The organism is Rhodococcus sp. NPDC003383 (assembly GCF_053589115.1).
Genome location: NZ_JBSFRG010000023.1, coordinates 55,662 through 70,996, shown reverse-complemented (window position 1 = coordinate 70,996; position 15,335 = coordinate 55,662). Strand labels below are relative to the sequence as shown.

The following is a 15,335-nucleotide window of genomic DNA, read 5'->3' as shown; positions in this document are numbered from 1 at the left end:
ACGCGTAGTGCACTACCCGATTTCTGCCGGGCCGCTCACGTCCGGCCGCGGCGGTCGATCCGTTCCTCCGCGGCGGCCTCCTCGACGTCGAGGCTTTCGAGTTCGACGCGCAGGATTTCGTCGTCCAGGGTTCCCTCGTCGCGCGCGGCGATCAGAGCGGTGCGCTGGGCGCGCAGGATCGATCGCCGGAATTCGTCGAACAGTGCGCTGGCGTCGAGGTTGCGGTCGTCCTCGTTCTCCGACTCGACGGCCTGGGCGTCGACGCGGGCCTGGACGGACCGACGCACCCGTTCGAGGATGCGGCGCACGGACTCGGCGTCGAACCCGGACGGTGGGCGCTCCGCGAGGTTCCGGAGTTCGCCGCGAGCGGCGGTTTCGACGATGGATCGGGCGAGGGCACGCTGCTCCTCGTTGCGCAGCCGCTCGTACGGGTCGTGCACGTCGAGCCTGCGGATCAGGGCGGGCATGGTCGCACCCTGGATGAGCAGGGTTCCGACGGCGACGACCAGCGCGATGAGGTGGATGATGTCGCGACCCGGGAACGGTTCGCCGGACTCGAGCACGAACGGGATACCACCGGCGGCGGCGAGGGTCACCACACCGCGCATCCCCGCCCACGAAACGACCAGGTGTTCGCGGAAACTCAACCGGTCGCGGCCCAGCCGGACCAGCCCGATGTCGCGGGTGACGCGGCGACGTCCCCAGTTCAGCAGGCCCCACGCGGGCCGCACCGCCATGACCACGACGAGCACCGCGAGCGCGTACAGCAGCGCGAGAGCGACGTCGTAGCCGTGGTCGGTGACGTCGTCGAGCACGAACTTCAGCTGCAGTCCCATGTACGCGAAGACGAACATCTCGAGCAGGAGATCCAGGCTCTCCCACACGTAGCGTTCCTGGATCCGCGTGTTCACCGATGCGTCGGTGGCGCGGTGCCCCATGTACAGGCCGGCGGCGACCACGGCGAGCACCCCGGACGCGTGGATCTCCTCGGCCGCGAGATAGGCGGTGAACGGAAGCACCAGTCCCAGAGACGTTTCCAGTGGTGAGTGGTACATGCGGAGCCGGACCTGATGCACCACCACCGCGAGCACGAGTCCGACGGCGACACCGCCGGCCACCTCGTAGCCGAAGAACATGACCGGAGAGTCGAAGAACACCCGGGTGCCGGCGACCGTCGACACCGCGACCGTGAACAGGGTCAGGGCGGTCGCGTCGTTGACGAGCCCTTCCCCGGTGAGTACCGCGATGACCCGTTTCGGCAGTCCGAGTTTCTGCCCGACGGCGACGGCACTGACCGCGTCGGTGGGGGCGACGACCGCACCGAGCACCAGTGCGGCGCCGAACGTCAGCTGCGGGACGAGCCATTCCGCGAAGAACGCCACCGCGAAGGCGGTCGCGAGGACGGTGACGATGCCGAGCCGCAGGATCGGCGACAGGTAGCGCCGGAAGGTGGGAACGGAGAACCGCAGCGCGGCCGAATACAGCAGCGGCGGAAGCACGACACCGAGAATCACCTCGGGTTGCAGTTCCAGCCGGGGCAGTCCGGGGATGAACGACGCGGCCGCACCGATCGCGACGAGCACCAGCGGCGCCTGCAGATTGCGCCGGGTCGCCAGTCCGGTGACGGCGATCGCCGCGATGACGACGAACAGTATCCAGGTCCCGTTCACGGCAACGATTCTGCTCTGCCACGCGCGGCGATGGCGGTCGGTCGTTTCGGTCAGGACGCCGGATCGGGAGGATTCGCGCAGCTAGCGGACACGCGCACCCGTCCGTACGTGTGCGCGTGTCCGACCGCTGCGCGGCTCACGCGCGCCGGTCGATTCCGGCGCACGCGAGCCATGTCGGATCAGGCAGTGCCGAGGGCGTTCTTCGCGGCGTTCTCCGCCGCATCGACCTGGCCGGAGAACTTGCCACCGGTCTTGTCGTCCGCGAGGTCGCCGGCCTTCTCGATCGCCTGGTTCACCACGTCGGGGTGATCGGCGGCGAGTTCCTTGCCCTTGTCGACGATGCCCTTCACATTGTCCAAGAAGCCCACGGCATTTCCTTTCGTTTGGGTACCGAGCGAAAGGAAGCCTGCCACACCCGACGCAGGATCTCCGGGAACGCTATCCGGAACCGGGTCCCGGCGGCGGGCCGGGCTGCTCCGTCCCGGGTGGCGGGGTCGGGGGCTGGGCCGGCGGCGCACCCGGCGGCGGTGTGCCCGCGTCCTGGCCACCGGTGGCACCGAGGTGCTTCTTCGCCGCGTCCTGCGCCTTGTCGACATGCTGGGCGTACTTGCCGCCTGTCCTCTGATCCACCTGGTCGCCGGCCTTGTCGATGGCCGAACCGACCTTGTCGGGATTCTGGGCGGCATAGTCCTTGCCCTTGCCGAACAAGCCCTTCAACGTATCCATGAAGCCCATCTGCTGTTCCTTCCGTCGAAGCGGAACGGTTCTTGCCGAGGGTGTTCGCAATACGCCGGTCAGTGTACGCCCGGGAGCAGATCGTCCGGGGCGGCGAACAGGCGGCGGTGCTCGCCGTGCAGACGCCCGGTGACCCACCACGAGACCTCCACCAGGAACACACCGACGGCGCCGCACACGAACGCGATCGTCGTGTAGCCGAGGTCCGAGGGGTCCAGCGCGAAGAACTCGCGGCAGAACGGCACCGTGAACAGGATGACGTAGCCGAGCACCGATCCGATCAACAGCACGATCTTCCACAGCTGATACGGCCGGGCGACGACTGCGAGCACCCACAGCGCGATCATGATCAGGGTGATCAGCGCGGACGTGCCGGCCTGGATCTTCTGCTGCTCGGTCTGCTCCGGTCCCCCGTACACGAGCACGTAGCAGACGAACGTCGCAACACCGATGATCACGCCCGACGGAATCGCCAGCCGCATCACGCGGGGCACGAACCCGGGCCGGGCACGCTCGTTGTTCGGGGCCAGCGACAGCAGGAACGCCGGGATGCCGATGGTGAACCAGGCGGCGATCGTCACGTGCCGCGGCAGGAACGGATAGGGCAGCGGATCGAAGTCGAACAGTTGCGACAGCACCCCGGAGACCCCGACGAAGAACGCCAGCAGCACCGAGTACACCGTCTTGGTGAGGAACAGGTTGGAAACCCGTTCGATGTTGCCGATGACGCGGCGGCCCTCCCCCACCACGTGCGGCAGGGTCGCGAACTTGTTGTCCAGCAGCACGATCTGCGCGACCGCGCGGGTGGCGGGACTGCCCGAGCCCATCGCGACTCCGATGTCGGCGTCCTTGAGGGCCAGCACGTCGTTCACGCCGTCGCCGGTCATTGCGACGGTGTGCCCACGCGACTGCAAAGCCCCGACCATCGCGCGCTTCTGATCGGGTCGCACGCGGCCGAACGTGGTCGCGGACGCGACGGTCTCGGCGAGCTCGTCCCGGTCCTCGGGGAGGGTGCGCGCGTCGACGGGCCGATCCCCGTTCGACAGACCCAGCGACGACGCGACCGCCCCGACCGACACCGCGTTGTCACCGGAGATGATCTTGACGTCGACCTTCTGCCCGGCGAAGTACTCGAGGGTGTCCTTCGCGTCGGGCCGCACCCGCTGCTCGAGCACTACCAGCGCACGCGGGGTGACGACGCCCGGCGCGGCCTCGTCCTCGACGGGACGGTCGCTCTCGGCGAGCAGCAGCACCCGCAGCCCGTGCGCGCCGATCTCCTCGGCCTTGCGGGCGGCGTCGGATGCCGGATCGAGCAGCACGTCGGGGGCGCCGAGCAGCCAGTTGCCGTGGGCACCGTAGGACTGGCCGCTCCACTTCTTCGCCGACGAGAACGGGGCGGTCGCGGTCGCCGCACCCCAACCCGGATCGTCGGGCAGGGCCTCCGCAATCGCGGCGACACTCGCGTTCGGGCGCGGATCGTCGCCGGCCATCGCCGCGAGCGCGGCGCGGACCGTGTTCTCGTCCGCGCCGTCGATCGGCACGATCTCGGCCAGCCGCATCCCGTTCTCGGTGAGGGTTCCGGTCTTGTCCGCGCACACCACGTCGACGCGGGCCAGGCCCTCGATGGCCGGCAGTTCCTGCACGAGACACTGGCGCTGCCCGAGCCGGACCACCCCGACCGCGAACGCGATCGACGTCATCAGCACGAGGCCTTCGGGAACCATCGGCACGAGCGCGGCCACCATGCCGCTCAGCGCGGGACCGAGCGACTCGCCGCTCGAGAACAGCTGGTTGTAGATGATGAGCAGACCCGCCGGGATCATCAGGTAGGTGATGAACTTCAGGATCTTGTTGATGCCGGCCATCAGTTCCGAGTGCACCAACGTGAACTTGCTGGCCTCCTCGGCCAGCCGCGCCGCGTAGGCATCGCGACCGACCTTCGTCGCACGGTAGGCACCACTGCCCGACGCGACGAAACTGCCGGACATCACCGTCGCGCCGGGCGCCTTGTCGACGTTGTCGGATTCGCCGGTGAGCAGCGACTCGTCGAGCTCGAGGCCCTCGGATTCGACGACGACACCGTCGACCACCAACTGGTCGCCGGGACCGAGTTCGATGATGTCGTCGAGCACCACCTCGCGCGGGGCGAGCTCGGCGGATCGTCCGTCGCGCCGTACGACCGGCTTGGTCTGGCTGACGATCGCGAGCTTGTCCAGGGTCCGTTTCGCGCGGATCTCCTGGATGATTCCGATGCCGCTGTTCGCCACGATCAGCAGGCCGAACATGCCGTCGATGATCGAGCCGGTGGACAGCACGATGAGGAACAGCACACCGAGGATCGCGTTGATCCGCGTGAACACGTTCGCGCGGACGATGTCCTTGACGGACCGGGACGCGCGATCGGGAACGTCGTTCGTCTCGCCCCGCGCCACACGTTCGGCGACCTGCTCGGTGGTCAGGCCGCCGGCGACATGGGCGGGATCGGTCACGACCGTCTCACCGGCACCGACGACCGCGGTGGGCTCTTCAACTGACATGAAGAACAGGCTATGCCAGCGCGGGGAAGTTGCGATCGCGCACCGAGCGGCAGGACCGCGTTTCACCCGCGAAGCGGCACGGGTACCCGCGACGGCATGACATCTCTGAAGGCGCTCGCACTGGTCTGCACGCTCAAGCCGTCCCCGGCCGCGTCGAGCAGCGATCTGATCACCGAACACGTCCTCGCCGAGCTCGGCAAGTACGACGTGACCGGTGAGGCGATCCGGCTGGTCGATCTCGACATCCGTCCCGGCGTCGAGGCCGATATGGGGAACGGCGACCGATGGCCGGACGTCCGACGGCGCATCCTCGACGCCGACATCCTGCTGATCGCGACCCCCACGTGGCTCGGCCAGATGTCGAGCGTGGCCAAACGGGCGCTCGAACGACTCGATGCCGAACTCTCCGAGACGGACGACGAGGGCCGCCCGATCCTGTTCGGGAAGGTCGCGGTCGCGGCGGTGGTCGGCAACGAGGACGGGGCACACGCGATCGTGGCGAGTCTGTTCCAGGCGCTCGACGACTGCGGGTACACGATCCCGGCGCAGGGGTGCACGTACTGGAACGGCGAAGCGATGACGCCCGGTGACTACAACGACCTCGACTCCGTGCCCGACGCGGTCGCCTCGGCGACGGCGACCCTCGCCCGCAACGCGGCGCATCTCGCCCGCGTACTGCTGAAGGATCCGTATCCGTCGGCCGAGTGAGGACCGGCCCCCGTCGCTACTCGCCGGCCCCGCCTTCTTCTCCTGCCCGGCGCGCCGGATCCGTCGCCTCCTGGCCGGCGTCGGTGCCGCTGTCGGGCCGATCCCCGTGATCCGATTCGAGATCGTCGTCCTGCGGGGTTTCCTCGGGGTCGGGTGACACCCGGTGGAAGCCCTCGTCCTCGTCGTGCTTGCCGGACGCGTTCATGTCGCTACTCCTCACCGGGGCGCACCGGCGGTGCGCGCCACCTCGAATTTCAGCCCGAAGTTGTCGAATGTGTTCGGCAACGGACGGTCGGGGGCCGGCACCGGATCGGAGACGACCCGGAAGTCCGCAGCGGCGAGCATCCGCGCCAGCAGGGTGCTGGTCACCAGCAGCACGAGGTTGCGGCCGGGGCACGCCGCCGGTCCGGCGCTGAACGGCACCAGTTCCGGACGTCTCTCCGCGCGTCCGTCCAGCCACACCTCGGGGACGAACTCGTCGGCGAACGACACGGTCTCGCCGTCGCGGTGGAAACCGGCGGTGAGGATCATGAATCCGGTGCCGGCGGGAATGGTGAACCGCTCCTGCTCCGGGCCCCACACCGTGTCGCGGGTGGAGTCCCGCAGGATCATCGGCGTCGTCGGCCACAGACGCACCGATTCGAGTACGGCGGCCCTCAGATACGGGTAGGGCTGCGGCTTCTCGGCGTCACCGGCGGCGATCTCCGCGCGTGCGGTCCCGCGCTGCCCCGGGTGACCGGCGAACAGCGCGAGCGTGCGCGCAGCGGCCATGCCCGCGGCGTCGAACGCGAACAGCCAGTGCGGAATCTGACCGACCGGATCGGTCGCACCTCCGGCGGGTAGCGCGGCGAGTGCTCCGGCGAGCGAACCCGGCTCGGCCCGGTCCACGTAGCGATACAGGTCTTCGGTGAAGCGGTCGCGAAGACGGCTCCGCTCGGGAATGAAATAGGACCAGTTCCCGTTCGCGCGAAGCTTTTTCAATCTGTCGGTGATGTCGTTGTCCTCGGCGGCGGAGTCGCCCAGGACGATCCGGCGAACGATGCGCCACCAGGTTCGGGTGAACTCGTCGTTGTCGAGAGTGCCGGTGCGGATCGCCGATTCGAGGAGGGCGACCGCCTCCCGGTCGACGACCTCCACGATCGGTTCGGCCAGGTGATGCAGGGTGTGCGCGGTGTCGAGTGCCTCTTCGTTGAGCCGGCGGCGTTCGGAGCGGATGGAGCCCTGCGAGATGAGCACACCGTGCGGCTGGAACGGCGAGAGTGCACCCTTCTTCTCCCGGGTGGCGGGGTCGAACGGGTCCGGCGAGTCCTCGAGGATCCTGCCGACATCGGCCGGGTCGAGCACGACCGCCAGCCGCCTGCCGGGCAATTCGATCTGCAGCGGCCCGGAGCCGTGTTCCGCACGCAGCCGGCGCAGTGCGTGCACGGCGGACGCGTCGGCGCCGAACCGTTCCAGCAGCGCCATCGACCGGGGCCTACGGGCGATCACCCCGGCGGCGACCGACGGGAAGCCGAGGGTCGCGACCAGACGCAGCGCCCGGAGGCCGCTCACGGCCGGGCCGGTCGCGGACGTCGAATGTGCGGTACCTGCGGGTGTCGCCATGACGCACTGGTACCCGCTCCGCCTTCCCGCGAAACGAGCCTGGGTCAGGAAAAGACAAGCACTCTTGACACCGGATGACAAGGATGCTTGACTTCCACTCGTGGCAGGCACACCGGGAAGCAACCGAGTTCGCGAGTTCCGCAAGCAACTGCGGATCACCCAGGCCGAACTGGGCGAGCGGGTCGGCGTCAGCCGTCAGAGCATCGTGTCCACCGAGAAGGGCGACTATGCGCCGAGCGTCTACCTCGCATTACGGCTTGCCCGCACCCTCGGCACCACCGTCGAAGATCTGTTTCCACTCACCGAGGAGGACTCCCCATGACCGCATTCGTCAAGGCCGCTCGCGTGATCGGGGATCTCGACGACGACTTCTACCGCGACGAACGTCAGCGTGACGTCTGGAACGAAGCGTCCGCAGTGGGATTCCAACTGACCCAATGGATTGCGCTCGTCGCGACGGCCGTCCTCCCGTGGGTCGCCGGACGCGTCGGCGCGTGGACCGCACTCGGCATCATCCTCGCGTGGTTCGTGGTCTCGATCGTCACCGCCGCCTACGCACGCTCCCAGGACGTCGACGTGTACGCCTCCGCCAAGACGTGGCGCCCCCGCGCCATCTTCGCCGCTGCGCTGTACATCGCGGGGGCGGTCGGCATCTACGCCCGCCTGTCCGCACCGCTCGACCAGGATCCGGAAACGTGGCTCGGGATGATCGTCGGCGGGATCTGCGGTGCGGCAGCGGTTTTCGCGATCATCGCATGGCGCAAGCGCCGCGACGCCCGCCGGATCGCCGAGGAAGAAGCGCGCGACGCCGAGGACATGTGAGCGCGCTTCTTCCCCGGAACCCGTTGCACCGGAACCGGTCAGGCCAGAACGGCGTCGACCGTCTTCTTGAGCGCCGACGGCTGGGCCGGTGAGCGCGGCGCCTTCTTCTTCAGTTCGAGCATCTCCGCACCGATCTCCTGCAGCTTCTTACGGCCGAGCTGCTCACGAACCTGCGGGAACCACTCTTCCTCTTCCTCTTCGATGTGGTGCTCGACGTTCTCGATCAGCACCGTGGCCTTGGCGTCGAATCGCTCGTCGGAAGGCGACATTCCCGCCAGCTCGGTGACGAGCACTTCGGCGACGTGGTGTTCCTCGTAGAACTCGAGAACGTCTTCCTCCAGGTCCGGCAGGAGATCGCGGACCTTCGGATACATGCACTCGTTCTCGATGTAGGTGTGCACGGTCAACGCCTCGATGATCTTGTCGACGAGCTGCCCCTTCTCCTTCTCCGCGTTCTCACCCGCACCCCGGAAGGCACGGAACAACCGTCGAATCTCCTTGTGATCGTCCTTGAGAATCACGATGGCATCCGTCGACATCAGAACCTCCTCGCGCCGGGGTCCGGCCACCCGAGCCGGACGCGGAATCCGTGTGCTCCTTGGTACCCACGGCAGGAGTCGGGCAAACGGCACATCGTGCGAAGTCTCAGCCGAGGGACACCCACCACGGATGCTGGGCACCCGGCCGGAGCGCGTCGACCCGCTGCCCCGGCATCGGGACCGCGGTCGCGACCCCGGCGGCCTGCGCTGCCGGCAACAGCCGCGCGATCGGCTCGGACCACGCATGGAAGGCGAGGTTGAAGGTGCCCCAGTGCACGGGCACGAGCAGACTGCCGGGGCGGTCCACGCAACCGAGGTCACCGTGCGTTCGCACTGCTTCCTCGGGGTTCATGTGGATGTCCGGCCAGCGACGGTCGTACGCGCCGACCGGCAGCAGCGTCAGATCGAACGGACCGTACCGGTCCCCGACGTCGGCGAACCGCCTCGTGTATCCGCTGTCGCCCCCGAAGAACACACGGCGCGTCGGACCGGCGATCACCCACGACGACCACAGCGTGATGTCCCGCGCGAATCCGCGACCGGAGAAGTGACGGGCCTCGGTGCACGTGATCGTCAGCTCCCCGACCTCGGTGTGCTGATCCCAGTCGAGTTCGACGATCCGCTCCTCCGGAACCCGCCACCGGCGCAGGTGCGCGCCGACACCGAGCGGCACCAGGAACCGGATGTCGCGTTGCGTGGCGGCAAGCATTTCGACGGTGCGGCGGTCGAGGTGGTCGTAGTGGTCGTGGGAGATCACCACCGCGTCGATGCGGGGCAGTTCGGCGAGCTGCACCGGCACCGGATGCATGCGGGCGGGCCCGATCGTCTCCGACGGCGACACCCGATCGCTCCACACCGGGTCCGCGAGAATGCGGTGCCCGTCGATCTCGACGAGCGCGCTGGAATGTCCGTACCAGGTGACCGCCAGCTCGGCGGCGTCCACCGGCGCGAGCGGCGGTGCGAGCGGCACCTCCGTCCGCGGCGTTCCGACGGACCCGCGGGTCAGGATGTCCTTGAGGAAACCACCGCCCGCCTCCGGACCGAGCGTGCTGCTCGGCTCGGAGTTGTGGAACCGGCCGTCGCGATAGCGGGGCGAACCCGCCGCGTACGGCCGGATGTCGGCGACGGACGCACCGATCGAGGTCGGCAGACCGCGGGCGGCACGCGCCACCCACAGCAATCCGGCTCCGGCGAGGGCGGACGAGGCAGCCTGTTTGACGCTCACCACACCACTGTAGGGCGCGTCTCCCGATCCCTCTCGGATCGAAATGGGGATTGGGCGTCGTGCCCGAGGTGCGGGCGGCTACTTTCCGCGGAAGACGGGATCGCGCTTCTCGGCGCGCGCGACGCGCGCCTCCTGCGCGTCCTCGCTCAGCCATGCCGCGGCCAGCGCCGACATCTGTTCCGGCGACGGTTCGTCGCGGGTGCGGTCGTCGTTGAGGAACAGCTTCATGGCGCGCAACGACAGCGGCGCGAGTGCCGCGATCTCCTGCGCCCATGCCTGCGCCGCCTCGAGGTCGCCGATCCGGTTGGCCAGGCCCCGCGCGAGCGCTTCGTCCGCGTGGATCGAATCGGCGGCGAGGAACACCGCGCGGGCGGCTCCCCCACCGATGAGCGTCGCCAGCCGGCGTACGGTCCATCGGTCCACCGAGATGCCGAGTCGGGCGGCGGGCACCGCGAACCGGGCCTTCGGCGCGACCACCCGCAGATCCGACGCGAGCGCGAGCTGGGTACCGGCCCCGATCGCGGGGCCGTTGACGGCGGCGATCACCGGGATCGGCGCGGTCTCGATGGTCGTGAGCATCTCGGTGAGGCTGTCGAGGAACCCTTCCGCGTACACGTCACCGGACAGATCGGCACCCGCGCAGAACGCCGGTCCTTCACCGGTGATGACGACGACGCGCGCGTCGTCCTCGACGGCCTGCTCGATGCACTCGCGGAGTTGCACACACATCTCGGTGTTGAGCGCGTTCCGCCGCTCGGCGCGCTGCAGTTTCATCGTGACGACGTCACCGTCGCGGCTGATCCCGATCATGTTCCTTGCCTCACCTTCCGATCCTGGCGCAGGCATCATCCCATCCGGCGAGCCTGAGCGTTCCACGCGGTCGCGCCTGTCGCTCGCGGTAAAATCAGGGGCGGCGAACAATGATGGGGAGCGGATCAGCACACTCGTCGGCTGTACGGCGGGCTGCACTCCCAGGAGTGGTCATGGACCCACGGATTCCCGATGTGAACACGGTCAGGATGGCAGTCGATCTCGCCTGCCGCGCACCGTCGGTGCACAACAGCCAACCGTGGCGGTGGACGTATTCCGACGGGCGCCTCGACCTCTTCAGCGACCGCAGCCGCCTGTTGCCGTCGACGGATCCGTCCGCGCGGCAACTCGTCCTGAGCTGTGGCGCGGCCCTCCATCACCTGCAGATCGCGGCGACCGCGTTGAAGTGGTCCACCGAGATCGACCGCCTGCCGGTGGGAGAACATTCCAATCATCTGGCCAGCATCCGGTTCAGCCACGGCGCTCGACCGGCATCGCACGATTTCGATCTCGTGGCAGCGATCCGCAGGCGTTATTCCGACCGCAGGCCGTTCGCGCCGCCGTCGACCGGCACCGGCTTCCCCGGACCGCTCCGGGAGGTGCTCCACCCGAGAACGAGGGTGACGGTGTTGCCGGAGGATGCTCGCCAGGTCCTCGGTGCCGCCACCGAGCTCACCGCTGCGATGCGACGCTACGACACTGCGTATCAGACCGAACTCCACTGGTGGACCGGCCATTCCGTCGAATCCCTCGGAATTCCCCCGGAGGCGCTCGCCACGGCGGAGCAGAGCGCGCGCGTCGAGATCGGCCGCCGGTTCCCGGCGGGCAGCCGCACCTCGGGCGACGCCCCGGAGACCGACCGCTCGACCGTCATCGTGGTCAGCACCGAAGGAAACACGTGCGAGGACTGGCTCCGAGCGGGCGAGGCACTGTCGGCGGTATTACTCGAGGCCACCGTCGATCGCCTGGCCACGTGCCCGCTCACCCACGTGACCGAGTTCGGGCAGAGCCGGGAGATGATCCGCACGTTGCTGCCCGAGGGCGGATGCCCGCAGGCACTGGTCCGTGTCGGCACGACCGCGCCGGAGAACCGTCCGAAGCCGACGCCGCGACTGCCCACGGATTCGGTGTTCACGGTGACCGTCCGGCGTGCGACACGGTGATCCGATCCCAACATCTTGCAGGGCAAGGATTTCCGTCCGTCACTCGTCCGTGTCGTCCGGGGTCGGCTCGGCGCGGTCGGTCTTCGCCGGGCGACCGGGCCGGCGGATCTTCTCCACATGGCCGGGCATCCGGCCGGCCTCGGTCAACGCGCGCCGCAGCAGGAACTCGATCTGCGCGTTGGTGCTGCGCAACTCGTCGCCCGCCCACCTCGCCAGCGCGTCGTGGACCGCCGGATCGAGCCGCAGCAGCAGCTTCTTGCGTTCGGCCATGCGGATCGGACCTGACTACTGGTAGAGCGAACCGGTGTTGACGACGGGCTGGGCACCCTGGTCCCCACAGAGTACGACGAGCAGGTTGCTGACCATCGCGGCCTTGCGTTCCTCGTCGAGTTCGACGGTGTGCTCGCGCTCGAGCTGATCGAGGGCGGTGGCGACCATCCCGACCGCGCCCATGACGATCTGCTCCCGGGCGGCGATGACCGCGCCCGCCTGCTGGCGGCGCAGCATGGCCTGTGCGATCTCCGGGGCATAGGCGAGCTGGTTGATGCGCGATTCGACGACGTGCACGCCGGCCGACCGGACGCGCTCGGCGACCTCCTCGGACAGCTTGGTGGTGATCTCGGCGGCATTCTGACGCAGCGACATCGTGTCGGCGGGCGCGTCGTAGGGGTAGCTGCCGGCGATGTGACGAACGGCGGCTTCGGTCTGGACCGCGACGAACTCCTCGAAGTCGTCGACGTCGAAGACGGCGCGGGCGGTGTCCTGGACCTGCCACACGATGACCGCCGAGATCTCGATGGGGTTGCCGTCCGCGTCGTTGACCTTCGCCTTGCCGGTCTCGAGGTTGCGGATCCGGGTCGAGATCCTGCGGCGGGTGTTGAGCGGGTTCATCCAGCGCAGTCCCGGTTCCCGGAGTGTGCCCGCGTAGGAGCCGCCGAGCAGCTGCAGCACGCGCGCCTGGTTCGGTTCGACCAGCACGAGACCGGCGAGGGCGGCGCTCGCGAGCACGACCAGGACGGCACCGGCGACGATCAGCGGAATGTTCGTCTGCAGTGCACCCAGCACGATCAACCCGACGCCGGCCAGTTCGACGAGGAGCCCGATGCCGAGCACCAGCCAGCCGTTGCGGGAACGCCCGGGGCGTTCGGTGATCGTCGATTGCGTTGCGGCCATGACGCGCTCCTCGTCGTGGTCGGTAATGCGATATTAAAGTGATATCACATTTCCACCCGTGGTTTCGAGGGCTCGGAGTCATAGCCCGGTGGACCGCCCGGACAGTTGGCATCATGATTGCCACAGACCAACCCACGACAGGGAGCGGACACGATGACGACCGGTGATCCCGACACGTTCGTGGACATCGTCGTGATCGGAGCCGGGCAGGCCGGGCTGTCGGCGGGCTACTACCTGCAGAAGTTCGGCAAGGAACCGGACAGCGGGTTCGTGGTACTGGACCGGTCGTTCGGCCCCGGCGGGGCATGGCAGCACCGCTGGCCGACGCTGACTCTCGACACCGTCAACGGACTCCACGACCTGCCCGGATCCTCGTTCGCCGAGGCCGTCGACACCACCGACGGGAAGGTACCCGCCGCCGCGGCGGTCCCGGAGTACTACCGCGCCTACGAGCAGCGATTCCATCTGCCGGTGCGCCGGCCCGTCCAGGTGATCGTGGTGTGCGACCGCGGCGAATACCTGCGCGTGGAAACCGATCACGGCGTGTATGCCGCGCGCGGCATCATCAACGCGACCGGCACCTGGGAGCACCCGTTCGTGCCGTGGTATCCCGGCGCCGCACGGTTCCGCGGCCGGCAACTGCATACCAAGGACTACCGGACGGCCGACGAATTCGCGGGCAAGCACGTCCTCGTCGTCGGCGGCGGCATCTCCGCGGTGCAACTGCTCGACGAGATCTCCCGCGTCACCGAAACCACCTGGGTCACCCGACGCGAACCTGCTTGGCGCGACGAGGAATTCACTCCCGAGGAGGGGCGGGCCGCGGTCGCGGTGGTCGAGGACCGGGTCCGGCACGGGTTGCCTCCGGGATCGGTGGTGTCGGTGACCGGTCTCCCACTCACCCCGGCCATCCGTGCCGCCCGCGAACGCGGTGTGCTCGAACATCTTCCGATCTTCTCGGAGATCACCGAGCACGGTGTCCGATGGCCGGACGGTCGAGAGCTGGACGTCGACGTCATCCTGTGGTGCACCGGATTCCGCAGTTCCCTCGACCATCTGGCACCGCTCGGCCTGCGCAACCCCGGCGGCGGAATCACCATGACCGGCCGGCTCGCGACCCAGGTCGCCGTCGATCCGCGCATCCACCTCGTCGGGTACGGTCCGTCGGCGTCGACGATCGGCGCGAACCGCGCCGGCCGGGCCGCGGCCCGCGAACTCGTCGACCACCTCGAAACGGAAGCCTCCGCGAGGTGAGCATGCGCGGCCTGTCGATGCTGGTCGTCGGACTCGCCACGGCCGCGAGCCTGACGCTGTCCGCACCGACCGCCGTCGACACGGTCGTACCGCCCCCACCCCCACCCGTGCCGGCGGCGCCACCCCTGCCCGCGACCGCGGAGGAACTCGCCGCCCGGATCGCGCCCGCCGTCGTCACGATCACCGCCACCGACGGGTGGACGGGGATGGCGGGAACCGGGATCGTCCTGACCTCCGACGGCCTCGTGCTCACCAACCATCACGTCGTCAGCGGCGCCGACGAGATCACCGCCTTCAGCGCCGCGACCGGCCTGTCCTACGACGTCGCCGTCAACGGCTACGACCGCGTCCACGACGTCGCGGTCGTGCAGCTCGGCAGCGCCCGGGATCTGCCGGTCGCGACGCTCGCCGACGCCGAGGCGCCCCGGGTGGGTTCCGCCGTCACCGCGTTCGGCAACGCCGACGGCGGTGGGGTCGTCGTCGCTACTCCCGGCACGATCGTCGCAACCGGGCGCAATGTGCTCGTGCGAGACTCGGCCGACGGGTCGCGGCACCGGCTGACCGGGATGCTGCAGTCGGACGTGGCGATCCGGCCCGGCGATTCCGGCGGTCCGCTCGTCGACGCGTTCGGCGCCGTCGTGGGAGTGAACACTGCGGGCGCGATCGCGGAGGATCCCGCCGAGACCCCCGTCGCCCCGGAGGCCTATGCGGTGCCGATCTCCGCTGCGATGCGGATCGTCGAGCAGATCCGCGCGGGCACCGGCGGCGGCACCGTGCACGTGGGCCCGACTCCTCTGCTCGGAGTCAGGGTCACCACCGTCCGCGAAGACGGCGAGAACCGCGGCGCGGAGGTGCTGTGGGTGTCGTTCGACTCACCGGCCGAGGTCGCCGGGCTCGACATCGGCGACATCATCACCTCGTTCGACGGCAAGCCCGTCGCCTCCAACGGTGACCTCGAAACCCTCCTGATGGCGCGACGCCCGGGCGACACCGTCGAGATCGGCTGGCGCGACAAGACCGGTGCCGCGCAGACCGCGACGCTGACCGTCGAATCCGGTCCCCCGCGCTGACGCCCCGGCCGAGTGCGCAGATCTTGT

Annotated in this window: 17 protein-coding genes; 6 read left to right on the top strand and 11 right to left on the bottom strand. The window is 68.9% G+C overall.

Annotated features, from left to right (window positions below):
* Positions 1–35 precede the first annotated feature (35 nt).
* The 4 genes from ACWDTS_RS19635 to ACWDTS_RS19620 form a co-directional block, all read right to left on the bottom strand.
* Entirely contained in the window at positions 36–1,670 is a 1,635-nt protein-coding gene (locus tag ACWDTS_RS19635) for a Na+/H+ antiporter (protein ID WP_450109244.1), read from the bottom strand.
* Between the two features lie 179 nt (positions 1,671–1,849).
* Positions 1,850–2,038 (bottom strand): antitoxin, encoded by a 189-nt coding sequence (locus ACWDTS_RS19630; RefSeq protein ID WP_450109243.1) that lies wholly within the window; start codon positions 2,036–2,038, stop codon positions 1,850–1,852.
* Between the two features lie 70 nt (positions 2,039–2,108).
* The gene (locus ACWDTS_RS19625) at positions 2,109–2,405 is read right to left on the bottom strand and encodes an antitoxin (RefSeq protein WP_450109242.1); all 297 of its coding nucleotides are present in this window, start codon (positions 2,403–2,405) and stop codon (positions 2,109–2,111) included.
* A gap of 59 nt (positions 2,406–2,464) precedes the next feature.
* Entirely contained in the window at positions 2,465–4,942 is a 2,478-nt protein-coding gene (locus ACWDTS_RS19620) for an HAD-IC family P-type ATPase (RefSeq protein ID WP_450118851.1), read from the bottom strand.
* Between the two features lie 96 nt (positions 4,943–5,038).
* On the opposite strand from ACWDTS_RS19620, the gene ACWDTS_RS19615 reads away from it, so the two are divergent.
* Positions 5,039–5,650: a flavodoxin family protein gene (locus tag ACWDTS_RS19615; protein WP_450109240.1), complete on the top strand. Its 612-nt coding sequence runs from the start codon at positions 5,039–5,041 to the stop codon at positions 5,648–5,650.
* Positions 5,651–5,666: 16 nt separating this feature from the next.
* Here the strand turns inward: ACWDTS_RS19615 and ACWDTS_RS19610 are convergent, their stop codons facing one another.
* Both ACWDTS_RS19610 and ACWDTS_RS19605 read right to left on the bottom strand, forming a co-directional pair.
* Positions 5,667–5,855, bottom strand: a complete 189-nt coding sequence (locus ACWDTS_RS19610; RefSeq protein ID WP_248676580.1) for a hypothetical protein — start codon at positions 5,853–5,855, stop codon at positions 5,667–5,669.
* A gap of 11 nt (positions 5,856–5,866) precedes the next feature.
* Entirely contained in the window at positions 5,867–7,252 is a 1,386-nt protein-coding gene (locus tag ACWDTS_RS19605) for a cytochrome P450 (protein ID WP_450109239.1), read from the bottom strand.
* A 100-nt stretch (positions 7,253–7,352) separates the two neighbouring features.
* On the opposite strand from ACWDTS_RS19605, the gene ACWDTS_RS19600 reads away from it, so the two are divergent.
* Complete coding sequence (locus ACWDTS_RS19600; protein ID WP_197252601.1) at positions 7,353–7,574, top strand: helix-turn-helix transcriptional regulator; 222 nt, start codon at positions 7,353–7,355, stop codon at positions 7,572–7,574.
* On the top strand, positions 7,571–8,074 hold the full coding sequence (locus ACWDTS_RS19595; RefSeq protein WP_450109238.1) for a DUF2029 domain-containing protein: 504 nt from the start codon (positions 7,571–7,573) through the stop codon (positions 8,072–8,074). Before ACWDTS_RS19600 ends, ACWDTS_RS19595 begins: the two co-directional genes overlap by 4 nt.
* Positions 8,075–8,112: 38 nt before the next feature.
* On the opposite strand, the gene ACWDTS_RS19590 is transcribed toward ACWDTS_RS19595, so the two are convergent.
* The 3 genes from ACWDTS_RS19590 to ACWDTS_RS19580 form a co-directional block, all read right to left on the bottom strand.
* Positions 8,113–8,613, bottom strand: a complete 501-nt coding sequence (locus tag ACWDTS_RS19590; RefSeq protein WP_450118850.1) for a hemerythrin domain-containing protein — start codon at positions 8,611–8,613, stop codon at positions 8,113–8,115.
* A 106-nt stretch (positions 8,614–8,719) separates the two neighbouring features.
* Positions 8,720–9,838: an MBL fold metallo-hydrolase gene (locus ACWDTS_RS19585; protein WP_197252598.1), complete on the bottom strand. Its 1,119-nt coding sequence runs from the start codon at positions 9,836–9,838 to the stop codon at positions 8,720–8,722.
* A 78-nt stretch (positions 9,839–9,916) separates the two neighbouring features.
* A complete protein-coding gene (locus ACWDTS_RS19580; protein ID WP_450118849.1) occupies positions 9,917–10,648 on the bottom strand; it encodes an enoyl-CoA hydratase in 732 nt (243 codons plus the stop codon).
* A gap of 173 nt (positions 10,649–10,821) precedes the next feature.
* Between ACWDTS_RS19580 and ACWDTS_RS19575 the strand changes: the two genes are divergently transcribed.
* The gene (locus ACWDTS_RS19575; RefSeq protein WP_197252597.1) at positions 10,822–11,811 is read left to right on the top strand and encodes an Acg family FMN-binding oxidoreductase; all 990 of its coding nucleotides are present in this window, start codon (positions 10,822–10,824) and stop codon (positions 11,809–11,811) included.
* Between the two features lie 39 nt (positions 11,812–11,850).
* Here the strand turns inward: ACWDTS_RS19575 and ACWDTS_RS19570 are convergent, their stop codons facing one another.
* The gene (locus ACWDTS_RS19570; RefSeq protein WP_197252596.1) at positions 11,851–12,081 is read right to left on the bottom strand and encodes a hypothetical protein; all 231 of its coding nucleotides are present in this window, start codon (positions 12,079–12,081) and stop codon (positions 11,851–11,853) included.
* Between the two features lie 15 nt (positions 12,082–12,096).
* Entirely contained in the window at positions 12,097–12,984 is an 888-nt protein-coding gene (locus ACWDTS_RS19565) for an SPFH domain-containing protein (RefSeq protein ID WP_197252595.1), read from the bottom strand.
* 153 nt (positions 12,985–13,137) lie between these two features.
* Here ACWDTS_RS19565 and ACWDTS_RS19560 point away from each other — a divergent pair, with 153 nt between their 5' ends.
* Entirely contained in the window at positions 13,138–14,238 is a 1,101-nt protein-coding gene (locus ACWDTS_RS19560; protein ID WP_197252594.1) for an NAD(P)-binding domain-containing protein, read from the top strand.
* Positions 14,239–14,240: 2 nt separating this feature from the next.
* Positions 14,241–15,308, top strand: a complete 1,068-nt coding sequence (locus ACWDTS_RS19555) for a S1C family serine protease (RefSeq protein WP_450118863.1) — start codon at positions 14,241–14,243, stop codon at positions 15,306–15,308.
* Positions 15,309–15,335 lie beyond the last annotated feature (27 nt).